This window comes from Ruegeria sp. BE1 (assembly GCF_056538885.1).
Genome location: NZ_JBQFTY010000001.1, coordinates 777447 through 800536, shown reverse-complemented (window position 1 = coordinate 800536; position 23090 = coordinate 777447). Strand labels below are relative to the sequence as shown.

Genomic DNA, 23090 nt, shown 5'->3' with positions numbered 1-23090 from the left:
CTAATAATGGCAGACGCAGCCATTCATGGTCACGACCATGAGGACGAGCGCAGCTTTTTCCAGCGCTGGTTCATGTCGACCAATCACAAGGACATTGGCATTCTCTACCTGATCGTCTCGGCGCTGGCCGGTTTGATCTCGGTTGCGATGACTGTTTATATGCGCCTTGAACTGATGCACCCCGGCGTTCAGTACATGTGCCTCGAAGGCTTCATGGCCGACCCGTGCACCCCCAACGGACACTTGTGGAACGTCATGATCACCTATCACGGTGTTCTGATGATGTTCTTTGTGGTCATCCCTGCCCTGTTCGGCGGATTTGGCAACTATTTCATGCCGTTGCAGATCGGTGCGCCGGATATGGCGTTCCCGCGGATGAATAACCTGTCCTTCTGGCTGTACGTGGCTGGTACCTCGCTGGGTGTGGCCTCGCTGCTGTCTCCGGGCGGGAATGACCAGCTCGGCTCGGGCGTTGGTTGGGTTCTTTACCCGCCGCTGTCCACGACCGAGGGCGGCATGTCCATGGACCTTGCGATTTTCGCCGTGCACGTATCGGGCGCCTCCTCGATCCTCGGCGCAATCAACATGATCACCACCTTCCTGAACATGCGTGCCCCGGGCATGACCCTGTTCAAAGTGCCGCTGTTCAGCTGGTCGATCTTCGTCACCTCGTGGCTGATTCTGCTGTCGCTGCCGGTTCTGGCAGGCGCGATCACCATGTTGCTGATGGATCGCAACTTTGGCTTCACCTTCTTTGACCCGGCCGGTGGCGGCGATCCGATCCTGTATCAGCACATCCTGTGGTTCTTTGGACACCCGGAAGTGTATATCGTGATCCTGCCCGGGTTCGGCATCATCAGCCACGTGATTGCGACCTTCGCGCGCAAGCCGATCTTTGGCTATCTGCCGATGGTCTGGGCGATCATCGCAATCGGTGTTCTGGGCTTTGTTGTGTGGGCGCACCATATGTACACCGTTGGCATGTCGCTGCGTCAGCAGGCCTACTTCATGCTGGCCACGATGGTCATCGCGGTGCCCACAGGCGTTAAGGTCTTCTCGTGGATCGCGACCATGTGGGGCGGTTCCATCGAGTTCAAGACGCCGATGCTGTTCGCCTTCGGCTTCCTGTTCCTGTTCACCGTTGGCGGTGTGACCGGCGTGGTGCTGTCGCAGGCCGGTATCGACCGTGCCTATCACGACACCTACTACGTGGTGGCACACTTCCATTACGTGATGTCGCTGGGTGCCGTGTTCGCGATCTTTGCGGGCGTATACTTCTACTTCAGCAAAATGACGGGCCGTCAGTACTCGGAATTCTGGGGCAAAGTTCATTTCTGGCTGTTCTTCATTGGCGCCAACCTGACCTTCTTCCCGCAGCACTTCCTGGGTCGTCAGGGCATGCCGCGCCGTTACATCGACTACCCTGAGGCCTTCGCGCAGTGGAACTTTGTGTCGTCAATTGGCGCGTTCATCTCGTTCGCTTCGTTCCTGCTGTTCTTCGGCATTGTCTTCTATGCGCTGTTCCGCGGCGCGAAAGAGACGCGTCCGAACCCGTGGAACGAATATGCGGATACGCTGGAATGGACCCTGCCCTCGCCGCCGCCCGAGCACACGTTCGAGCAGCTGCCAAAGCAGGAAGACTGGGACAAGGGCCACGCGCACTGATCCCGCCAAAGCCAAAGAAAACCCCGCCAAACCGGCGGGGTTTTTTCTTTGTGACGCAGGCATTCGCCAGATGCCCAAAAATCGGGTATCCTGTGGGTGATGACACAACCGGCAGTCCGGGGGTCTCTCATGCCTGAAATTGACTTTTGGTACTCGATCGGAAGCACCTATAGCTTTCTGACCATCATGCGACTGGATGACTGGTGCGCTGAAAAAGACGCCTCGGTCCACTGGCGGCCCTTCAATGTGCGCAGTGTGATGCAGGACCAGCAGAACATCCCTTTTGCAGGGAAACCGGTCAAATCCGCCTATATGTGGCGCGATATTGAGCGCCGCGCCGCCAAGTATCGCATCCATGCCCGCCTGCCTGCGCCCTACCCGATCTCGGACCTTGCACTGGCCAATCAGGTGGCGCTGCTGGGGATGGGGGATGGCTGGGGCAAGGCATTTACGCAAATACTCTATCGCATCTGGTTCGAAGAAGGCGTCGAGGCCGGCAGCGAAACCGCCATCACCGAGGCCCTGCACAGGTGCCAGCAAGACCCGCGCATGATCCTGGCACGCGCCCGCAGCCCCGACACGGTGGCCGCGCTTGAGGCGCAAACGGATCAGGCGATAAAACTGGGCATATTCGGCGCCCCAAGCCTTGTTGTCCGCGGAGAGGTTTTCTGGGGCGACGACCGGCTGGACGATGCGCTGTCCTGGGCGCGGGTCGGCCACGTGGCCTGATCATTTCCGTTAGACTCGAACCTGCAATACGCTAGTTTTCCGCCATGCCCTATCGTTGGAATCAGACCTCTGACACGGAACAGGAACTGCGCCTTTGGCCGCATAACTCGCTGCCACCGCGCGGGGCGATGTATGTGATCCTGTCGGTGTTTCTGTTTGGGCTGATCCCGGTGCTGGCGATGCTGGGATCGGTGGTGTTGTGGGGGCTGCTGCCCTTCCTGCTGTTGACGGTGCTGGGGCTTTGGCTGGCGATCCAGACCAACTACCGCGCGCGCAGCGTGTTCGAAGTTCTGACCCTGACCGGCACACAGGCGCATCTGGTGCATCACGATCCGCGCAGCGGTCAGCAGGAATGGACCTGCAACCGATACTGGGCCCGGCCTGAAATGCATGAACGCGGTGGACCCGTGCCGAATTATGTCACCCTGACAGGCGACGGTCGCGAGGTCGAGATCGGCGCGTTCCTGTCCGAGGATGAACGGATCGCGCTATACGATGACCTCATGAAAAAACTGCGCGAACCGGTCGCGCAGTCGTAGCCGTTTCAGATTTCCAAAGGTCTCAGCAACTGCCGCTGGAGGCGGCGCATAGGTGGTCTTTGACCATCGGGCCGACCTTGCCGAAATCCATCTGGCCGGTGTACCGGGTCTTAAGCTCACCCATCACCTTGCCCATATCGCGGATCGAGCCTGCTCCGGTCGCCGTGATTGCGGTCAGAATGGCTTTCGAGACCTCGTCCTCATCCAATTGCTTGGGCAGGAATTCCTCGATCACCTCAACTTCGCGCAGCTCACGCTCGGCCAGATCCAGCCGTCCGCCCTCTTCATAGGCGCGGGCGCTTTCCTTGCGCTGCTTGGTCATTTTCCCAAGGATTTCAAGAACCTCGGCATCGCCGCAGCCCTTGGCCTCTTCGTTATCCGACGCGCGCGAGGCGATGTCGCGGTCCTTGATGGCCGCATTGATCAGCCGCAGCGTCGACAAACGCTCGGCTTCCTTGTCTTTCATTGCTTGCTTCAGGGCGGTGTTCACCCGTGATCGCATATCCATATGATCTGTCCATCCCCATGGAAAAAGGAACCCCGACCATATCGAAACAAAAAGCGCGACACAACCGGAAGCGAATATCTCTAAGTCATTGAAATATAACAATAGCCCAAAATTTGAACAGGCTTGACCCAAAGGCGGAACCCCCTTAGGTATGCGCCGGTTTACCTTGCAGGAGAGTCGCGCCATGGCCCAGAACGCCCCGTCCAAGCCCACCGCATGTCTGGCATTGGCCGACGGCACATTGTTCTACGGGATGGGCTTTGGTGCCACCGGTCAGACCGTCGCCGAGCTGTGCTTTAACACCGCAATGACCGGGTATCAGGAGATCATGACCGACCCGTCCTATGCGGGCCAGATCGTGACCTTTACCTTCCCCCATATCGGCAATGTCGGCGTGAACCCCGAGGATGACGAGACAGGCGACCCTGTTGCCGCTGGCATGGTGGTCAAATGGGACCCGACCGAGCCTTCGAACTGGCGCTCGGCCGAAGAGTTGAAAACCTGGCTGACGCGTCGTGGCCGCATCGCCATTGGCGGCATCGACACCCGCCGCCTGACCCGTGCCATCCGCCAGCAAGGCGCACCGCATGTGGCCCTGGCCCACGACCCCGAGGGTAATTTCGATATCGAAGCTCTGGTTGCCGCCGCGCGCGGTTTTGCCGGGCTGGAAGGAATGGATCTGGCCAAAGAGGTCACCTGCGCCCAAAGCTATCGCTGGGATGAGATGCGGTGGGCCTGGCCCGACGGTTATACCCGTCAGGAGGCCCCGGCGCACAAGGTTGTCGCCATTGACTATGGTGCCAAGCGCAACATCCTGCGCTGTCTGGCCTCGGCCGGATGCGATGTGACCGTCCTGCCTGCCACAGCGACCGCGGCCGAGGTGCTGGCCCATAACCCTGACGGCGTCTTCCTGTCCAACGGTCCCGGTGATCCGGCGGCCACTGGGGAATATGCCGTTCCGATGATCAAAGAGGTTCTTGGCACCACCGACCTGCCCGTCTTTGGCATTTGTCTGGGACACCAGATGCTGGCGTTGGCCCTCGGCGGTCAGACCGTCAAGATGAATCACGGCCACCACGGAGCAAACCACCCGGTCAAGGATCTGGACACCGGTAAGGTCGAGATCACCTCGATGAACCATGGTTTTGCAGTGGATGCCCAGTCCCTGCCCGACGGTGTAGTGGAAACCCACCGGTCGCTGTTTGACGGCTCGAACTGCGGCATCCGCATGACCGAACGTCCCGTGTACTCGGTTCAGTACCACCCCGAGGCCTCGCCCGGCCCACAGGACAGTTTCTATCTGTTCGAACGCTTTGCCGATGCGATGGCCGCGCAAAAAGCACAGGCTTAATACGAAGACCGGCCATGGTTAACCGGCTGTTAACCTAAGTTGAGCAACCCTGACAACGGGTCACCGTTTCAGGGTTGTTTCTTTATGGTTCAGCATAGCCTGCAGCATTTCGCGCATGCCGCGCCAATCCCTGCACGGCATCGCAAACCATTGGGGGTGTGCCTGCTTGATCGCGGTCTGATCACCCAATCCCAACTGGACGAAGCGCTGTTTCTGCAAACGTGGCAACGCGCCCCTTTGGGTGAAATCCTTGTGGCCGAAGGATGGGTCGACCGACAGGATGTATTGGATGCCGTATCCGAACAATCTGGCTTGCAAATCGCCGATCTTGGCAACGTCCCCCCAGACCCCGAACTATGCGCAATCAAACCGGCCACGTTCTGGCTGACCCACAGTGTCATTCCCTGGCAGCGTATTGGTCCCATCCTACTGGTTGCAACAGAACGGACCGATCTATTCACAACCGTGCGAGATGAACTGCAGGACACAGGCCTGGTCATAATTCCCGTCCTTGCGTCGGCCCACCAGATCGAGACCGCCATCGCAAACGTGTTTTCTGACGATTTGGCCAAAGCCGCCGAGACCCGAGTGGATATTGAGCAAAGCTGTCGATCCTGGACTTTGCGGTCTCGTATCGGTCCGGCCTTCGCGGTCGTTTTTGCCGCTGCACTACTGGCCCTTTTCCCTCTGGCCGGCGTGGCCGTACTGGTGGGTGCCGCAGTTCTAAGCCTATTATTGTTCCTGTCACTGCGCCTTGCCGGGGTGATGAGCTACCTCTGGCAGAGAATGATTGAGGGGAAACACCCACCGGCACCAACCCCGCCGCAGGCTTTGCCGCGAGTCTCGATCATGGTGCCGTTGTATAAAGAGAAAGAAATTGCAGGCGCGCTTATCCGCCGGTTGAAGCGGCTGACCTACCCCAAAGCGCTGTTGGACGTCGTGTTGGTCCTCGAACAAAGCGATGATCTGACACGATCCACGTTGGCCAAGGTCAACCTGCCCAGTTGGATCAGAACCGTCGAAGTACCGGAACGCAACGGTCTGACCACCAAGCCCCGGGCGATGAACTATGCGCTGGATTTCTGTCATGGGGACATCATCGGTGTCTGGGACGCCGAAGATGCCCCGCAACCCGATCAGATCGAACGGGTCGTGCGTGATTTCGCGCAGGCCGCGCCGGACGTGGTCTGCCTGCAAGGGGTGCTGGATTACTACAATCCTCGCACGAACTGGCGGTCACGCTGTTTTACCATCGAATACAACAGCTGGTTCCGGGTGGTTCTGCAGGGCATCGCACGGCTTGGTCTGGTTGTGCCCCTGGGCGGAACAACCTTCTTCTTTCGCCGCGACAAGCTGTTGGAACTGGGCGGATGGGATGCCCATAACGTGACCGAAGACGCCGATCTTGGCGTGCGTCTGTCCCGTGCGGGCTATCGTACCGAGATGGTCGACACAGCAACCTACGAAGAGGCCAACTTTCGCGCCTGGCCCTGGGTTCGTCAGCGTTCGAGATGGCTTAAGGGCTTCATGGTCACCTATCTTGTGCACATGCGCTCGCCCGTCAGGTTGCTGCGGGATCTGGGCCTCTGGCGCTTTCTGGGGGTTCAGGCGTTTTTTCTGGGGACGCTGGGGCAGTTTTTACTGGCCCCGGTCCTGTGGCTGTTCTGGCTGACCACCTTTGGTCTCAGCAGTCCGGTTGATCCGATCCTGCCTGCGGCGGGGATGGCTGCTCTGATCGGCCTGTTCCTGTTTGCCGAATTCGTCAACCTATTGGCCGGAGTGCTGGCCGTCGCAGCACAGGAAAGACGGTTCTTGCTGCCGTGGCTCGTGACGATGCCGCTTTACTTCCCATTGGGCGTGCTGGCCGCGTACAAAGCCCTGTGGGAACTGGCACTTGACCCGTTCTTTTGGGACAAGACACAGCATGGCCAGGCCAGTGAAGAAACCCCGGTCTCCTAGCGTTCAGCCTTCGCGCCGGGTCGCATCCTGTTTCAAACGGGTCATGAAAGCGACCGAGATATGCTCTTTCAGGGTCCGTTCTGCCGCATCCTCGTCATGGGTGGCGATCGCATCAACTATCGCCTTGTGCTCGCTTTGGGCAACCTCCCCGCGGCCCTCGACGGCCAGTGATGTCGTTGCCATCAGCGCCATAGTCCGATGCACAAGATCCAGCTGCTGCACCAAATAGCGGTTATGCGAAGCCAGATGAATCTGCTCGTGAAAGCGTCTGTTCGCGCGCGACAGGGCTGAGGGATCGTTCACCAAAGCATCATCTTCGGCGACCATTTCCTGTAGCACCCGGATCTCTTCATCCGTCGCGTGTTTGGCGGCCAGACGTGCGGCAAGCCCCTCCAACTCACGCCGCACCACATAAAGCTCGGCCATCTGGTTATGGGTCAGCGAGGCAACAATCAGTGACCGGCCGTCCCGTTCCAGCAGAGACTGGGTTTCCAACCGCTGCAGCGCCTCGCGGATCGGAGTGCGCGAGACACCGAACCGCTCGGCCAGCTCGCTTTCGACGAGGCGATCACCGGGTCGGTAAACACCGACGTCAATCGCTTCGAGTATCAGGCTGTACGCGTCTTTGGACGGCTGTCTGGATTGGGGCATTGGGTGGTTTGTCTCCTCGTTCGGTCATGTCTATCCGTCACCTGCCCCCCGGATCAAGAGCGCCATTGAAAACCGGGCGTTCGCGCCCTAAACCCAAGGCATGGTGAAACCGGCCTTTTCCCACGTCACTCAATGGGTGTTCGACCTCGACAACACCCTTTACCCGCCCCACATGCGCCTGTTCGACCAGATCGAGGTGCTGATGACGGAGTACGTAGTGCAGACCATCGGTGTGGACCGGGCCGAAGCCGACCGGCTGCGCTCGCACTATTGGCGGGAATACGGCACCACGCTGGCCGGGCTGATGGCCGAACACGATCTGGACCCCGATCCCTATCTGCACGCGGTGCATCAGGTTGACCTGAGCCATATGGACCCCGATGCCGAGCTGGCCGACCATATCCGTTCCCTGCCCGGCCGCAGGATCGTCTATACCAATGGCAGCGCCCCCTATGCAGAACGTGTGCTTGAGGCGCGCGGCCTGAGTGGTCTGTTTGACGCGATCTATGGGGTTGAACATGCGGGCTATCGCCCCAAGCCGGAAAAAGCCGCGTTCGAGGCGATCTTTGCGCAGGATGGAATCGACACAGCGCGTGCCGCGATGTTCGAGGATGACCCCCGCAATCTGGCCGCCCCCCACGCTATGGGAATGCGCACAGTTCACGTCGCGCCCGAGCCGCATGAGGCCGATCATATTCACCACCACACCGATGATCTAACCGCGTTTCTGGCGCGTCTGCGATAGGCTGTCACACTGCGACGATCTGCACATTCTGCAGCTGCAGCAACGCCCCTATATGCGCCTCAGCGACGAACAGAATCGGAGACCCCATGAGCGCGATCGAGATGCCTCGGCGCCTGCCCATTTGGCAGCGCCTGTTGTTTGCAATCCCCCTGTTCGGCTGGATGGCCAAGGATGCCGCCCACGCCGAAGGTGATGATTGGGGTTATACCGCCCTTGCCATCGTCAGCATGTGGGGCTGTTCGACCCTGTTGTTCGGGCTTCCGGGTCTCTATATCCCCGCCGTGATGATGGTTCCGGTGATGTTCCTGATCCTCATCCTGATTTCACGCGGCTGATGCACGGGACAGGATGTCACTTGGCACCTTGCGCGGAACCGCACTAGGTTTTGCCAAAACGGAGGCCAAGGTCATGAAAGACAGCTGTGACATCCTGATTTCCGGCGGAGGAATCGCCGGGCTGACCGCTGCGGCGGCCTTTGGAAGCGCTGGGTTCGACGTGATCTGTGTCGACCCCACCCCCCCCATCACCGAGCGTGACGTGGACGGGTCCGACCTGCGGACCACGGCGTTTCTGCAACCGGCACAAGGGCTGTTGGAACAATGCGGGTTGTGGCAGCGTCTGGACGCCCACGCCGCACCGTTGCAGATCATGCGCATTGTGGACGCAGGCGGCGACGTGCCCGAACCCCGCGTGGTGCGCGATTTCAACGCCGCCGATATCTCGGACCAGCCCTTTGGCTGGAACCTGCCCAACTGGCTGTTGCGGCGCGAGATGGTCGCCCGTCTGGCAGAACTGCCCAACGTGGATTTCCGCCCCGGCACCGGCACCGTCAGCCTGTTCACCCGTACCGCTGAGGCCCGCGTGGGCCTGAGTGATGGCAGCCGTGTCCGTTGTAAAATGGTGGTGGCGGCGGACGGGCGGAATTCGCCCATGCGCGAGGCAGCCGGGATCAATGTCCACACCACACGCTACGGCCAAAAGGCGCTGGCTTTCGCCGTAACACATCCGGTCCCGCACGAGAATGTCTCAACCGAGATTCACCGGTCGGGCGGGCCGTTCACCCTGGTGCCCCTGCCCGACTGGCAGGGTCAGCCGTCGTCAGCCATTGTCTGGATGGAGCGCGGCCCCCGTGCGGTTGAGCTGTTGAACACCGCGCCGGAAGACTTCGAAGCGTTGATGACCGAACGCTCTTGCGGGTTGTTCGGGTCGTTGAAACTGGCTTCGCGCCGGACGATCTGGCCGATCATCAGCCAATCGGCCGAGCGTCTTTCGGGAGAACGCATCGCTTTGATGGCCGAGGCCGCCCATGTGGTGCCGCCCATCGGCGCACAAGGTCTGAACATGTCGTTGGGCGATCTGCGCAGTCTGCTGGATCTGGCCCAAGCCCGCCCCGAGGGTTTGGGTGACGTCCAAATGCTCGATGCCTATCACAAGGCGCGCCATACCGAGGTTGAGATGCGCGTGAAGGGTATCGACCTGCTGAACCGCGCCTCGATGATCGAGGCACGGCCGCTACGTGATGCGCGGGCGATGGGGCTGAATGCGCTTTATTCCCTGCCGCCTGTGCGTAAGACGCTGATGCAGATGGGCCTCGGCGTACGCTGAGGCCCAAGGGGATCAGAGAACCTGATCCAGTACGCGCTTCAGCCGCGCAATCGTGGCGTCCACATCATACAGCTTGTCCAGCCCAAAGAGGCCAAGACGGAAGGTGCTGAATCCCTCGGGCTCATCGCATTGCAGCGGCACACCGGCTGCGATCTGCATGCCAAGGGCCGCGAACTTTTTGCCATTCTGCACCTCGGCGTCCGAGGTATAGCTGACGACAACACCCGGCGCGCCAAACCCATCTGCGGCCACCGACACAACGCCTTTTTCCTTAAGCATGGCGCGGACACCGTTGCCCAAGGCCCATTGCGCATCCCGCAGCTTTTCAAAGCCATAGTCGCGGGTTTCAATCATGGTGTCGCGGAACGCCTGCAATGCGTCCGTGGGCATGGTCGCATGATAAGCATGCCCGCCATTTTCATACGCCTGCATGATCTGACGCCATTTCTTCAGATCGACAGCGAAACTGTCCGAGCTTGTCTGCTCCAACCGCGCCTCAGCCCGTTCAGACAGCATGACCAGACCGGCACAGGGCGAGGCGCTCCAACCTTTCTGAGGGGCCGAGATCAGGACATCGACGCCCGTAGCCTTCATGTCAATCCAGGCACAGCCCGAGGCAATGCAGTCCAGCACCATCAGCGCGCCGACCTCATGTGCGGCTTCGGCCATCGCGGTCACGTAGTCATCGGGCAGAATAAGGCCGGCCGATGTCTCGACATGGGGCGCGAAGACAACATCAGGGCGCTGTTCACGGATCGCGGCAACCACCTCTTCGATCGGCGCAGGGGCAAAGGGCGACGGGTTGGAATTTCCGGTCTGCCGCGCCTTGAGCACCGTGGCCGAGGCCGTCAGTTCCGCAGATTCGATGATCTGGCTCCAACGGTAAGAGAACCACCCGTTCCGCACGACCAGAACGTTGGCATTGCGCGCAAACTGACGGGCCACGGCCTCCATCCCGTAGGTGCCGCCGCCCGGAATCACAGCGACCCCATCGGCGTTATACACATCCTTAAGCATCGCTGAGATATCACGCATGACGGTCTGAAACCGAGCCGACATATGGTTCAGAGAGCGGTCCGTGAAGACGACCGAAAACTCCTCAAGCCCATCGGGGTCAATGCTATTCAAAAGCGCCGGCATGAATTGTCCTTTCAAACAGTTTTCAGGCTACGTGACTCGTGCCTCCGGGATTGGTAAGGCAGTTATCTTGCGCAAGCAACTGACGCAACGGAACTTTATTTCCCACCTCTAAAATTTACTGTTCCAACATTAATTGTACCTCAACGTGACGCCAAATAGTGTCACCACCCCTTTACACCCTGAGGTGTTTCTGAACAGATACATACACTTTGTAGAAGAAAGGTATTGCTTCTCGTGACTGCTCAAAAGCGGATCAGTTTTCAAGTCATACGGGACGAAGTCAAACGTCGTATTGAGAACCGGATTTGGCCACAGGGATCGTTGCTGCCCACCGAAACGCAGCTGGCCGAAGAATTCAATTGTGCACGCGCTACCGTTAACCGGGCTTTGCGCGAACTGGCTGAACAGGGATTTGTCGAGCGTAAGCGCAAAAGCGGCACGCGGGTCAAGAAGGAACCCAGCAAACACGCCAAACTTGAATTTTCGCTGACACGCCAAACAGTTGAGGGCCAAAACTCAGCTTATCGATATGCCTTGGTTGAGCGGAACATCGTGCCCAGCCCTGGCTGGCTTGCCTCGCAGCTCAGCGTGTCACCGGATGCACGGGTGCTGCATGTCATCTGCATGCACTACGCCGATAACCGTCCCTTTCAGCTTGAAGAACGCTGGATCAACATCGACTCGGTTCCCGATGTCGAGCATGCCGACCTGAGCGATCAGGGCCCGCATGAATGGCTGCTGAACGTCGCGCCATTTACCGAGGCTGAGATCGCCTTTTGCGCGATTTCCGCAGACGGGCGTCTGGCCGAGTTCATGGGCACCACCGCCGGAACATCGATGATCCAACTGGAGCGCACCACGTGGAAAGACGGCGTGCCGATGACCTTTGCCCGGATGACGCATCATCCCGGCTTTTGCATCCGTACCAGATACTGACCGGCCCTAGCCAATCGGGCCGGGCAGCCTCTCTTCGCTCAGAAGCACGTTTGCCTCAACATCGCCTGCGCCCGGCAAGGTCATGATCCGGCGTCGCAGAACACGCTCAAAATCAGACAGGTCGCGGGCCACCACCCGCAGGCGATAATCGTAAAGACCCAGCACGTGTTCGACGGTCTGAACCTCGGGGATGGCGCTGACGGCGCGCTCGAAATCCTCAAGGCTGATTTGCCCTTTTCGGGCCAGTTTGACGCCCAGGAAAACCGTGACACCGAATCCCAGCGCCTCGGCGTTCAGGCGCAGACGACGGCCCCGGATGATACCCGCCGTTTCCAGCCGCCGGATACGCCGCCACGTGGCGGGTTGAGACAGCCCCAGTTTGCGCCCCAAAGCCCCCGCGCTTTGGGTGGCGTCCTGCGCCAAGGCCCGCAGAATGTGCCGGTCGGTGTCATCCAGATCGATCATACCGGCAAGACCTCGTTGGATTTCACCCGCGCGATATGCATCAGGGCCTCGATGTCGGCGATATGCGGCAGGGTCAGAATGCGGTCGCGGTAAACTTCCTGATAATGGGACATGTCACGCGCCAGCACCGAAAGCCGCACATCGACACGCCCCAGAAAGGTCTGGATTTCAATCACTTCGGGGACAACCCGCGCGGCGGCCGTGAACTCATCAAAGGCGCGGGGTTGGGTCTTGTCCAACGTCACCCGCAACGAGACCTCGACCGTGTAGCCAAGCGCGGCCCAGTCGATGACCGCCTCTTGCCCTTGAATAACACCTGCGGCCTGCATCTTTTCCACCCGGCGCCAGCAAACACCCTGGCTGATCCCACACCGTTCGGCCAGCTCGGCCATGGAGAGTGTAGGCTCGGGTTGTAAATGGCGCAAAATGCGCCGATCCAGATCATCAAGCATGAATTTTTCAAAACCTCGCTATCTGATGAATAATTTTTCATCTTTTTCGCAAATACTCAATGGTTCACCGCTCGCCATCTAAGATCAACGGAACTAAAAGCACAGCAACCGCAACTGAAAGGACCGAAATCATGCGCGTCTATTACGATCGCGATTGCGACATCAACCTGATCAAAGACAAAAAAGTGGCCATTCTGGGCTATGGTAGCCAGGGCCACGCACACGCGCTGAACCTGCGCGACTCGGGTGCCAAGAACCTGGTCATCGCCCTGCGCGAAGGCTCGCCCTCGGCCAAAAAAGCCGAAGGTGAAGGTCTGCAGGTGATGGGTATCGCCGAAGCCGCCGCGTGGTGCGACGTCATCATGTTCACCATGCCCGACGAACTGCAGGCCGAGACCTACAAGAAATACGTGCATGACAACATCAAGCCCGGCGCAGCGATTGCCTTTGCCCACGGCCTGAACGTCCACTTTGGCCTGATCGAGCCGAAAGAAGGCGTGGACGTCATCATGATGGCCCCCAAAGGCCCCGGCCACACCGTGCGTGGCGAATATGTCAAAGGCGGCGGCGTGCCCTGCCTGGTAGCCGTGAACAACGACGCAACCGGCAAAGCGCTGGAAATCGGCCTGTCCTATTGCTCGGCCATCGGTGGCGGTCGCTCGGGCATTATTGAGACCAACTTCCGCGAAGAATGCGAAACCGACCTGTTTGGTGAGCAGGCCGTTCTGTGTGGCGGTCTGGTCGAGCTGATCCGCTGCGGCTTTGAAACACTGGTAGAGGCAGGCTATGCGCCCGAGATGGCCTATTTCGAGTGTCTGCACGAAGTGAAGCTGATCGTGGACCTGATCTATGAAGGTGGCATCGCGAACATGGATTACTCGATCTCGAACACAGCCGAATACGGCCAGTATGTCACCGGCCCGCGTATCCTGAAATACGACGAGACCAAAGCGCGCATGAAAGCGGTTCTGGACGACATCCAGCAGGGTAAATTCGTTCGCGACTTCATGCTGGAGAACGCCGTTGGTCAGCCGACCATCAAAGCGTCGCGCCGCGCCAATGACGAGCACATGATCGAGGAAACCGGCGCAAAACTGCGCGCCATGATGCCCTGGATCTCGGCTGGTAAAATGGTCGACAAGGAAAAGAACTGATCCTGACGGGTCTTTCGGAAAGGGCGGCCATTGTGCCGCCCTTTTTTGTCACTGCAGCCTCAATTCCCAAGGCGTATCATGGTTGACCAACCCACATCCCGCGATTGGAGCGGCGTCATCACTCTGGGCCTCATCTGGGGTGGGACGTTCATGGTGGTCGCCATAGCGCTAGAGGGGTATGGGCCCGTCACAGTCGCCACCGCACGCACCACGCTGGGGGCGGTGACGTTGCTGGCGATGATGGCGCTGACCGGGCGCAAGATACCAACCGGCAATCCGACACTGTGGTTCTACATCGCCATCACAGGCGTATTATCGACCGCGCTGCCTTTCATGCTGCTGAGCTGGGGGCAGCAATATGTGCCCTCGGCCTTTGCGGGCCTGTCGATGGCCGCGATTCCCCTGATGGTTCTGCCACTGGCGCATTTCTTCTCAGATGAGCCGCTGAACCTTCGCCGTTTTCTGGGCGTCTCATTGGGATTTTGCGGCGCATTGGTTCTGATCGGCCCCGGTCTGATGCAGATTGGTCAGGGCGCGGAACCCGTGGCGCAGCTGGCCTGTATCGCCGCCGCCCTGTGCTATTCCTGCGCCTCGATCCTGACCCGGCGCTGCCCGCCTATTGATCCGGTCACGCTGGCCGCCTTGTCCTTGGTGGTGGGGGCCGCCTTGCTGGTGCCGATCATGGTGATGACCGAGGGCCTGCCCCGGTGGGAGGGCACCCGCCCCGGCCTTGCGATCATCGCCCTGGGGCTGTTACCCACAGCCTTTGCCACGCTGCTGCGCGTATCAATCATTCGCAGCGCGGGGTCTGTGTTCATGACGCTGGTCAACTATCAGGTGCCGATCTGGTCAATGATTTTCGGGGCGTGGATCCTGTCCGAAGCCCTGCCCCTGCGATTCTACATCGCCCTTGTGATGATCCTGACCGGGCTGGCCATCAGCCAGTGGTTCAGCCTGCGCAAAATGCTGATCGGGCGTTAGCCGGCGACGGCCTCAACCTCGGCCACGATACCGTCAACGACCTGAGTCAGCAGCGTGTCATCCTCGCATTCCGCCATCACCCGGATCAGAGGTTCCGTGCCCGACTTTCGGATCAACAGGCGCCCTTGCCCGGTCAGACGGGATTCGGCATCCGCAATGGCCGCTTTGACAGTGCTGTTTTCCAGCGGGGCCTGCCCATCCTGATAGCGCACATTCTTCAGCAATTGCGGAACGGTTTCGAACTGCACGGACAGTTCCGAGGCTTTGCGTCCCGAATGCACCATCTCGGCCAGGAAATGCAGACCGGCCATAAGGCCATCACCGGTGGTGGCGTAGTCGCTCATGACGATGTGGCCCGATTGCTCACCGCCCAGATTGAACCCGCCCTCACGCATCCGTTCGACCACATAGCGATCGCCAACAGCGGTGCGTTCCAGCCGCAGGCCCTGCGCCTCAAGATGGCGTTCCAGCCCAAGGTTCGACATTACCGTCGCAACCAGCGCGCCGCCTTGCAGGCGATCGGCCTTGGCCCAGCTGGTCGCCAGCAGCGCCATCAGCTGATCGCCATCGGCCACCTGACCGTTCTCGTCCACCATCACCACGCGGTCAGCGTCGCCATCAAGGCAAATCCCCACATCCGCGCCATGGGCCACGACCGTCTCGGCCGCCAGCTGAGGTTTTGTCGATCCGCAATTCAGGTTGATGTTCTTACCGTTTGGCGCGACGCCGACGGGAATGACATCGGCCCCAAGCTCCCACAAGACTTCGGGCGCGGTGCGGTGGGCTGCGCCATTGGCGCAATCGACCACCACTTTCAACCCGTCCAGCCGCACACTGCGCGACAGCGAAGATTTGATCCGCTCACCATAGCGGAAACGCGCATCGTCCACGCGGCGTGCCCGACCAATGTTTTGCGCCTGCGTCGGCTCAACGCCCTCTTCGATCAGGCGTTCGATTTCAAGCTCGGCCTGATCCGACAGCTTATAGCCATCGGGGCCAAAGAACTTGATCCCGTTATCTTCGGCCGGGTTGTGGCTGGCCGAAATCATGACCCCCAGATCGGCCCGCATCGAGCGGGTCATCAGCCCGACCGCAGGTGTCGGCACCGGCCCCAGCAACAGCACGTTCATGCCCGTAGACGTCAGCCCCGCCGTCAGCGCGTTTTCCAGCATATACCCGGACAGGCGCGTATCCTTGCCGATCACCACCCGATGGGCCGAGGAATGATCCCGCCGGAAGTACCGCCCTACAGCCGCCCCAATGCGCAAGGCCATCTCGGCCGTAATCGGATGCGTGTTGGCAGTACCCCGCACGCCATCGGTTCCGAACAGTTTGCGCATCTTCAAACTCCGTCAAATAACTCTTTGCGAATGGGATTACCGGACCGCAACCCACAGACGCAAGGCCTGAGAGGTCTCGGCCACGTCATGCACCCGCAGGATCTGCACCCCCTGCGCCAATCCCGCCAAGGCCACGGCGATGGAACCCGGTGCCCGAGCATCCTTGCGGGGTTCTTGCCCTATATGGCCAATGAAGCCTTTGCGCGACACGCCCAGTAAAATCGGACAGCCGACTCCGTGGAAAAGACTTATGTTTTGCAACAATGCCAGGTTGTGATCCTGGTTTTTTCCAAATCCGATACCGGGATCCACAACGATCTGATCCCGGCTCAGGCCAAGCCGTTCCAACTGTGCGACCATGCCATCGAGGAAATCATAAACGTCCAGCAGAACGTCGGCGTACTGCGGATCATCCTGCATCGTCGCCGGATCGCCCTGCATGTGCATCACACAGACCGGAGCCCCCACCCCCGCACAGAACGGGGCCAGTTGTTCGTCAAAAGTAAACCCGGACACATCGTTGATCAGGCCCGCGCCAGCCTCCCACGCGGCTTGCGCGACACTGGCCTTGCGCGTGTCGATTGAAATCAACGCATCGGTTTTGGCTCGGATCGCTGTGATAATGGGTTGGGTGCGCGCGATCTCTTCGTCTTCGGGAACGTAAGAGGCACCCGGGCGGGTCGACTCGCCGCCGATATCCAGAATGCTGGCACCGTTTTGAACCATCCGCTCTGCAGATGCGACCGCGGCCTCGACTGAATTGTGCAGCCCTCCATCCGAGAAACTGTCGGGCGTCGCATTGAGGATACCCATGATCTGCGGGCGGTTCACATCCAAACCCGCAATACCGGCCCTTGGGCGGCTCAGACGGGTCAGAATGTCCTCAGGAATGTCTTGCGCTGTCACAATAACCGGCGCGGCGGACCGCGAAATCCGCTCAGCATGGGTGAACCACAGGTCCTGCCCAGCAAGAGGCACGGCCCCAGCAGGTCGGGCCTGGCCATGCTGAACCAGCGGACGGTAATAGGTGCTCACAACTGTGCCTGATCCACTGAAACAGCACGCAGCGGCGTTTGGGGGTCGGTCGGCAAAGCGCCGCCGATCACCATCATTTCACTGGCCTCGAACGTGGCCGCGAACCACGCCGCCAATGCAACCGCATCCGACGGAGCTGCCGAGGGGCCATCCACCGCATCCAGCACGATCTTGGACGGGGCCCAGACACTGATCTGGCCGTTCTTCATGGCCCAGTCCAGCTCGGTCCGGGTCGAAACAACCACGCAGCGGTGGTCGCGGGCGGCCAGAACCCATGCGTTCTGCTCGATCGCCAGCAGGTCAATCCGGCGCTGCGTCATCGCGTGCCCGGTTTGCGAAACGGGCATCTCTGCCGCGCCGACGCACAGGATCAGCGGGCGCTGACGGTTTTCCAACTGATCGATCCACCCGGTCAGATTGTCCGAGGCAATCGCCTCATTCGACAGGAAGACCAGCCGGGGATGCGGGCGTTCTTCCTCGACCACTTCATGGTGAACCGTGTCCTTTCCGCGCACGATTTCAACACCCAGAGCGCCGGGACCCCGATCCAGTTTTTCGATGCGAACAAAGGCCCTTACAGCCTGAGGCTCAAGCAGAATACGTTCCGCCACACGGTCGGCCAGCGTCTCAAGCAGGTTCAGACGTTCGGCGGCCAGTTCATGGGCAATCGCCTCGGTCACACGGTCATAGGACAGGATGCGATCCACGTCATCGTCAATCGGATCGGTCAGCGGCTGCACTTCGACCACGATGTTGAAACAGATGCGCTGCGTCGTGCCGCGCTCGGCCTGAAAGGCGCCGATCTCAACCTCGACGATATGATCCCGCAACGAGATACGATCCAGCGGGCCGCGCGTCGCTGTCGCCTCAGAGCGCTCGGACGGGTGCGCAAAGGCAAGACGGATTTCAGAGCTCATGCAACGGACCTTTTCGTGCTGGGTGGGCTGGTCAGCCAAAACTAAACGATGCGCGGGCGTATAGCACTGCCTCACGCGCCATTCTAGTCACCGAATGCGGCGTCAGGACACCCGGTACCAGCTCATCATGCCCGAAGCGGCATGCCCAAGCATGTGACAATGCAGCAGCCAATCGCCCGGATTGTCCGTCACCAACGCGATTTGCCGCGTCTCGCCCCGCCCGACCAGAACCGTATCGCGCCAGGGCCCGAGGCTGCCATCGGCCAGGATCAGGCGAAAGTGGTGCCCATGCAGATGCATGGCATGCGGAAAGGCGGTTTCGTTGACAAACTCAATCCTGTGAGCGGACCCCAGAGGCGCATCCAGAAACGGGGTCTGCGGACGCTCCGCATAACCATTCAGCGCCCAGAACCGACCCAATTGCGCCAGTTCCTGACCGGACAGGTCGGTCCCGCCCAGCTTGGCCGAGTCCAGCCAACGCATCGCCCCGCCCTGCAGACGCATCTGGTGCAGGGGTGTGCCGTCCAATTCCAGACGCGGCAAAGGGTTTGATGGCAATGGGGTTATTCCCGTGCGCGCGGTTCGGGCCGCCTGCCCCGACACCGCAAACCGCATGAGGCCAAATCCACCCTCACGCTCAAGGCTGACAAGGCTTGCCGTCGTCTCGGCCTGAACATCCAAAATCAGGTCGGCGCGCTGTGCCGGTGCCAGTGGAAAGCTCTCCTCAACCCGCAGCGGCGTTTCCAGCGGCATTCCGTCAAGTGCCACGATCCATCCCGCTAACCCGTCCAGTGACAGATCATAGATCCGCGCGTTCGACGCGTTGATCAGGCGCAGGCGCAGGCGCTCATTGGTTTGCACGGAAAAGACGGGATCGAACTGCCCGTTGACGGACACCAGATTGCCCAGCCGCCCGGCATGGCTTTGATCGTGGCCATTGTCGAAATCCTCCACGATATGCGCCGTCTCGGGGTCCAAACGCCAGTCATCCAGCATCAGGGTCAGGTCCTGATCCACATCCGGGGCTTGGGGTTCTTCGATGATCAGAGGTCCGTACAACCCGCGCGCCACCTGTTCGACCGAGCGATTATGTGCGTGATACCAATAAGTTCCCGCATCAGGCACAATAAAGTCATAGTCGAAACCTCCCCCCGGCGCGACAAGGTCCTGTGTCAGGCCCGGCACACCGTCCATCGCGTTATCGATCCGAATACCGTGCCAATGCACCGTTGTAGGCTGGGGCAGATCGTTGACCAACCGGCGCTGAACGCGCCCGCCCTGCGGCACCCTGATCTCAGACCCTGGAACGCTGCCGCCATAGGTCCAGACCGGCGTGTCAGGAAAGCCCTCGGGCGCAATCCGTTGCGTAGCTGTTTGTGCGACCAAATGGGCGGGCTTCGCCAAAGAGGCCTTTGGCAGCATCGTCAAGGCAGCGGCAGATTTCAGAAAAACACGGCGGGAAAATATCATTGCGGGCCTCCTGGCCCGCAATCTAGATCATAGAACGCCCCGCGCCAGCAAGCTTCCAGCGCGGGTGCGTCAATCAGTTGCTCGCGGTTTGATAGTTGTGCCTGTAGAAAATATGAACACCGATCCGCGCGGTTTCTTTGTAGACGCGTGACCAGGACGGGCGCACTGCGGTGGTGTGGTAGTGCGTGGCGCCCTCAGTCAGTTCTTTCGAGATCCCGTCAATCGCCGCACGCGCCACTTTGGACACACGCTCATAGGCTTTTTTCTCGCGGATGACTTCCTTATGGCCGTCACAGGTGTAGGTGAACTGACACTGGTATTTCTTGCCGGTGCCCTGCTTGATCACACCGCACAGCGAATTCGGGAAACGGCTGCTTTTGACACGGTTCAGGATGACCTCGGCCACGGCAAACTGTCCGCGCACGCTTTCGCCCCGCGCCTCAAAATACAGGGCCTCGGCCAGACAGTTGAAATTCTCATCTCCGCTGGCTTTGGGTTGTTGGTCCAGCCAGTCTTTGGAGTAGGAAACAGTTTTTGGCTCAAGCGCTTTGCGCGGCTTGAACATTGTCAGATAGTCGCGAAAATTTTGGCCGGGAACTTCGGTCCGGCTGACAAGTTCGCTTTTGGCAGTATCGGTGGCTTCCCTTTCAGCGAAAGACACACTCGGCAGCATGGTTGCCGCCATGGTGGCAGCAGCCAGTATGTATCGTAGCATCAGATAACCTCGCACAGGCACTTATCGCGCCGTACCCTCCCCCGGCGGGCGCGACGAGGCATCTAGCGCAATCCGGTCAGGACGTCCAGTTCAGAAGAAAAAGCAAGTGGAAAACCGCCCGTGAGCGAAAAAACTCTCGCCACAAGGTCACCTGAAAACCACTAATCCTAGGGCTTTTGGCCCAAGTCAACCCCCAAGTCTGGACGAAATCGCCAGTTGAGCGGAAGCCAGCCGAGCGACCGGCACCCGGAACGGAGAGCAGGATACATAGTCAAACCCAAGGTCGCGGCAAAGGGCGATTGATTCGGGGTTGCCGCCGTGTTCACCGCATACGGACAGTGTAACTTCCGGCTGCGCCTGACGTCCACGCTCAGATCCCAGTTTCAGCAATTCCCCGACCCCATCAGCATCGAGAACATGGAACGGGTCTTCGGCAAAAACACCCTGACGCACATAGGCTGACATGAACCGCCCCGCATCATCGCGCGACAGGCCATAGGTCATCTGGGTCAGGTCGTTGGTACCAAAGCTTAGAAACGCGGTTTGCGGCGCGATTTCGTCAGCCCGCAGGCAGGCGCGCGGCGTCTCGACCATGACACCCAGTCGATATTCGAACTCCTGCCCCCGTTCGCTGGCGACGGCGGCGGCGACAGAGTCGATACGGGATTTAACCAGCTCAACCTCTCGCTTGGCGGAGACCAGTGGGATCATAACCTCGGGCACCACGGGGGCCCCGTCTTTGCTGGCCTCAAGCGTGGCCTCAAAAATGGCGCGGGCCTGCATGTCGTAGATTTCCGGCACGGTCACGCCCAGCCGAACACCGCGTAGCCCCAGCATGGGGTTGTATTCGGTCATCGCCGCCACGCGCCGTTCTACGTCTGACACCGGCAGGTCCAAGGCTTCGGCCAGTTCACGCTGCCCGCTGCGCGTGGTCGGTAGGAATTCGTGCAAGGGCGGATCGAACAGGCGGATGCAGACGGGCTGCCCTTCCATAATCCGGAAAAGCTGCACAAAATCTTCACGCTGCATGGGCAACAGACGCGCCAGCACGGCAGCCCGGCCTGATGGGGTTTGGGCAAAGATCATCTCGCGCATCACGATCAGGCGGCCCGGATCAAAGAACATATGCTCGGTCCGGCACAACCCAATCCCCTGCGCCATGAAATTGCGCGCAGTCTGCGCATCGGCAGGCGTGTCTGCGTTGGCGCGAATGGCGATGTCACGCTCTTTGTCCGCCCATCCCATCAACGTCTGGAAGCAATCATCCAGCGCGGCCTCAAGCATGGCGGGCTGTCCGGCCAACACCTGCCCTGACGTGCCATCGATCGTCAGCGTATCTCCGGTTTTGAACACGCGACCGTCAGGGGCAGAAAGCAGACGTTTCTTGGTTTGAAACCGCATCTCAGAGGCACCGACGATACACGGCAGACCCAGCCCCCGTCCAATCACAGCGGCATGGCTGGTCATGCCGCCCTTCTCGGTCAGAACAGCGACGGCGGCATGCATACCACGCACATCCTCGGGCGAGGTTTCGCGGCGCACCAGAATACAGGGCTCACCGCGTGCGGCGCTGGCCTGCGCTTCGGCCGCAGTGAATACGATCTTGCCGGTGGCCGCACCCGGGCTGGCGGCGATCCCGGTGGTCAGAACATCGCGGCGCGCCTCGGGGTGGACTTGCCGGTGCAGCATCTCATTCAGAGAATGAGGGTCCACGCGCATCACCGCCTCTTGCGGCGGGATGATGCCATCCTCGGCCAGCCGCACCGCGATCCGCAGCGCAGCACGCGCACTGCGTTGCACGCGCACACCGTCCAGAATATGTACATGGCCATTTTCGATGACAAATTCGACCTGCATTTCCTCGCGCAGCTTGGTGCGCATCAGCGCCGCATGCGCTTTGAGGCTGGCAAAGGCGTCTGGCGCGACCTCTTCCAAAGACTTCCCACGCGGGTCCTTTTCCAGATAGAGAGCGGCAACGTCGTCCCCCAGCGCATCGCGCCCCTGGCTCTGGCTCAGATACCGGCCTGTGATCTGAGGCATTCCAGTCGTCGAGTCGATCAGTTGCAACACACCCGAGCCGCACTCACCCTGCCCAACGCCCGGGATCATCTCCTGAATGACCAGCCCCAGCCCGGCATCCGCCGGTGCCCCCTTGGCCTGCCGCAACAAACGGGCCGAGGTGCCATCCCACGCCCGCGCCATCGATCTGAGCACGCCAATCAGTTGCTCACCCTGATCCTGGGGGAAAGCCTCGTCAGTCTCACCTTCATAGGCCTGCAGGGATAGGCGCAGACCTTCGCATCCATCGGCGTCAATGTCATCGAACACATCCGCATCCAGACGCGCCACATGGATTGCATAGCTTTGGACAAAGCGCAGATACAGGGCAGCGGCGGCCTCGGCCCCCATGGAATCCGACAGGTCAACATAGCGGGCATCATTCATGCCGATGTTCAGAACCGCACCCGGACCGCCCCAATCGGGGTCTTCGGAGCTGGGCCGTACGCACAAAAGCGCGCTCTGATCGAACTGATCCAGAATGGCCGCGATATCGGGCACCTGCCCTTCGGCGATTTTCTGCACTGCATCAAAGGACAGTGCCACCGTGCGTGGCACCGGCAAATCCAGCCGGACCAGACGTTGCAGGCATTTCGCCCGCCCGCCATGGGTTGTTGTGGCCACGGGCGCGTTGGTCGTGATCAGAGTGGTATGCGGATTATTCTGCACTGCGGC

22 protein-coding genes are annotated in these 23090 nt (G+C 60.2%); 11 read left to right on the top strand and 11 right to left on the bottom strand.

The features are described 5' to 3' along the window. Positions 1-6: 6 nt before the first annotated feature. The 3 genes from ctaD (at position 7) to ACR0J5_RS03980 (ending at position 2933) form a co-directional block, all read left to right on the top strand. On the top strand, positions 7-1665 hold the full coding sequence (ctaD, locus tag ACR0J5_RS03990) for a cytochrome c oxidase subunit I (protein ID WP_480650635.1): 1659 nt from the start codon (positions 7-9) through the stop codon (positions 1663-1665). A 129-nt stretch (positions 1666-1794) separates the two neighbouring features. Further along, positions 1795-2394, top strand: a complete 600-nt coding sequence (locus ACR0J5_RS03985; protein WP_480650633.1) for a DsbA family protein — start codon at positions 1795-1797, stop codon at positions 2392-2394. A 44-nt stretch (positions 2395-2438) separates the two neighbouring features. Continuing rightward, complete coding sequence (locus ACR0J5_RS03980) at positions 2439-2933, top strand: DUF2244 domain-containing protein (protein WP_480650631.1); 495 nt, start codon at positions 2439-2441, stop codon at positions 2931-2933. A 22-nt stretch (positions 2934-2955) separates the two neighbouring features. Here ACR0J5_RS03980 and ACR0J5_RS03975 read toward each other — a convergent pair whose 3' ends face one another. After that, positions 2956-3441 (bottom strand): GatB/YqeY domain-containing protein, encoded by a 486-nt coding sequence (locus ACR0J5_RS03975; RefSeq protein ID WP_480650629.1) that lies wholly within the window; start codon positions 3439-3441, stop codon positions 2956-2958. A gap of 184 nt (positions 3442-3625) precedes the next feature. Here ACR0J5_RS03975 and carA point away from each other — a divergent pair, with 184 nt between their 5' ends. Together carA and ACR0J5_RS03965 are read left to right on the top strand one after the other, a co-directional pair. Further along, entirely contained in the window at positions 3626-4792 is a 1167-nt protein-coding gene (gene carA / locus ACR0J5_RS03970; RefSeq protein WP_480650627.1) for a glutamine-hydrolyzing carbamoyl-phosphate synthase small subunit, read from the top strand. Between the two features lie 84 nt (positions 4793-4876). Then, the gene (locus ACR0J5_RS03965) at positions 4877-6751 is read left to right on the top strand and encodes a glycosyltransferase (RefSeq protein WP_480650625.1); all 1875 of its coding nucleotides are present in this window, start codon (positions 4877-4879) and stop codon (positions 6749-6751) included. A 3-nt stretch (positions 6752-6754) separates the two neighbouring features. Here the strand turns inward: ACR0J5_RS03965 and ACR0J5_RS03960 are convergent, their stop codons facing one another. Beyond that, positions 6755-7402: a GntR family transcriptional regulator gene (locus tag ACR0J5_RS03960; RefSeq protein WP_480650623.1), complete on the bottom strand. Its 648-nt coding sequence runs from the start codon at positions 7400-7402 to the stop codon at positions 6755-6757. A gap of 100 nt (positions 7403-7502) precedes the next feature. Between ACR0J5_RS03960 and ACR0J5_RS03955 the strand changes: the two genes are divergently transcribed. The 3 genes from ACR0J5_RS03955 to ACR0J5_RS03945 all read left to right on the top strand — a co-directional run bounded on the left by ACR0J5_RS03955 (position 7503) and on the right by ACR0J5_RS03945 (position 9752). Further along, positions 7503-8147: a pyrimidine 5'-nucleotidase gene (locus ACR0J5_RS03955; RefSeq protein WP_480650622.1), complete on the top strand. Its 645-nt coding sequence runs from the start codon at positions 7503-7505 to the stop codon at positions 8145-8147. 86 nt (positions 8148-8233) lie between these two features. Next, a complete protein-coding gene (locus tag ACR0J5_RS03950) occupies positions 8234-8482 on the top strand; it encodes a hypothetical protein (protein WP_480650620.1) in 249 nt (82 codons plus the stop codon). A gap of 73 nt (positions 8483-8555) precedes the next feature. Then, on the top strand, positions 8556-9752 hold the full coding sequence (locus ACR0J5_RS03945) for a UbiH/UbiF family hydroxylase (RefSeq protein ID WP_480650618.1): 1197 nt from the start codon (positions 8556-8558) through the stop codon (positions 9750-9752). A 12-nt stretch (positions 9753-9764) separates the two neighbouring features. On the opposite strand, the gene ACR0J5_RS03940 is transcribed toward ACR0J5_RS03945, so the two are convergent. Continuing rightward, positions 9765-10892 carry an aminotransferase class V-fold PLP-dependent enzyme gene (locus ACR0J5_RS03940; protein WP_480650616.1) on the bottom strand — a complete coding sequence of 376 codons (1128 nt, stop codon included), beginning with the start codon at positions 10890-10892 and terminating at the stop codon, positions 9765-9767. 321 nt (positions 10893-11213) lie between these two features. On the opposite strand from ACR0J5_RS03940, the gene ACR0J5_RS03935 reads away from it, so the two are divergent. Further along, positions 11214-11828: a GntR family transcriptional regulator gene (locus ACR0J5_RS03935; RefSeq protein ID WP_480650614.1), complete on the top strand. Its 615-nt coding sequence runs from the start codon at positions 11214-11216 to the stop codon at positions 11826-11828. Between the two features lie 6 nt (positions 11829-11834). Here ACR0J5_RS03935 and ACR0J5_RS03930 read toward each other — a convergent pair whose 3' ends face one another. Together ACR0J5_RS03930 and ACR0J5_RS03925 are read right to left on the bottom strand one after the other, a co-directional pair. Next, the gene (locus tag ACR0J5_RS03930; protein WP_480650612.1) at positions 11835-12293 is read right to left on the bottom strand and encodes an Lrp/AsnC family transcriptional regulator; all 459 of its coding nucleotides are present in this window, start codon (positions 12291-12293) and stop codon (positions 11835-11837) included. Then, positions 12290-12745: an Lrp/AsnC family transcriptional regulator gene (locus tag ACR0J5_RS03925; RefSeq protein ID WP_480650610.1), complete on the bottom strand. Its 456-nt coding sequence runs from the start codon at positions 12743-12745 to the stop codon at positions 12290-12292. Before ACR0J5_RS03925 ends, ACR0J5_RS03930 begins: the two co-directional genes overlap by 4 nt. A gap of 131 nt (positions 12746-12876) precedes the next feature. Between ACR0J5_RS03925 and ilvC the strand changes: the two genes are divergently transcribed. Continuing rightward, positions 12877-13899, top strand: coding sequence for a ketol-acid reductoisomerase (gene ilvC, locus ACR0J5_RS03920; protein ID WP_480650608.1), 1023 nt, complete (start codon positions 12877-12879; stop codon positions 13897-13899). Between the two features lie 78 nt (positions 13900-13977). Continuing rightward, positions 13978-14880, top strand: coding sequence for a DMT family transporter (locus tag ACR0J5_RS03915; protein WP_480650606.1), 903 nt, complete (start codon positions 13978-13980; stop codon positions 14878-14880). On the opposite strand, the gene glmM is transcribed toward ACR0J5_RS03915, so the two are convergent. From glmM to ACR0J5_RS03885, 6 genes are all read right to left on the bottom strand, one after another. After that, positions 14877-16220: a phosphoglucosamine mutase gene (gene glmM, locus ACR0J5_RS03910; RefSeq protein ID WP_480650604.1), complete on the bottom strand. Its 1344-nt coding sequence runs from the start codon at positions 16218-16220 to the stop codon at positions 14877-14879. The two genes, ACR0J5_RS03915 and glmM, sit on opposite strands and share 4 nt — an antisense overlap. A 36-nt stretch (positions 16221-16256) precedes the next feature. After that, positions 16257-17255 carry a dihydropteroate synthase gene (gene folP / locus ACR0J5_RS03905; protein WP_480650602.1) on the bottom strand — a complete coding sequence of 333 codons (999 nt, stop codon included), beginning with the start codon at positions 17253-17255 and terminating at the stop codon, positions 16257-16259. Beyond that, on the bottom strand, positions 17252-18172 hold the full coding sequence (locus ACR0J5_RS03900; protein ID WP_480650601.1) for a dihydroneopterin aldolase: 921 nt from the start codon (positions 18170-18172) through the stop codon (positions 17252-17254). Before ACR0J5_RS03900 ends, folP begins: the two co-directional genes overlap by 4 nt. 102 nt (positions 18173-18274) lie before the next feature. After that, complete coding sequence (locus ACR0J5_RS03895; protein ID WP_480650599.1) at positions 18275-19642, bottom strand: multicopper oxidase family protein; 1368 nt, start codon at positions 19640-19642, stop codon at positions 18275-18277. Positions 19643-19715: 73 nt separating this feature from the next. Further along, positions 19716-20357, bottom strand: coding sequence for a cell wall hydrolase (locus tag ACR0J5_RS03890; protein WP_480650597.1), 642 nt, complete (start codon positions 20355-20357; stop codon positions 19716-19718). A 186-nt stretch (positions 20358-20543) separates the two neighbouring features. Beyond that, entirely contained in the window at positions 20544-23084 is a 2541-nt protein-coding gene (locus tag ACR0J5_RS03885; protein ID WP_480650595.1) for a putative PEP-binding protein, read from the bottom strand. Between the last annotated feature and the right edge of the window lie 6 nt (positions 23085-23090).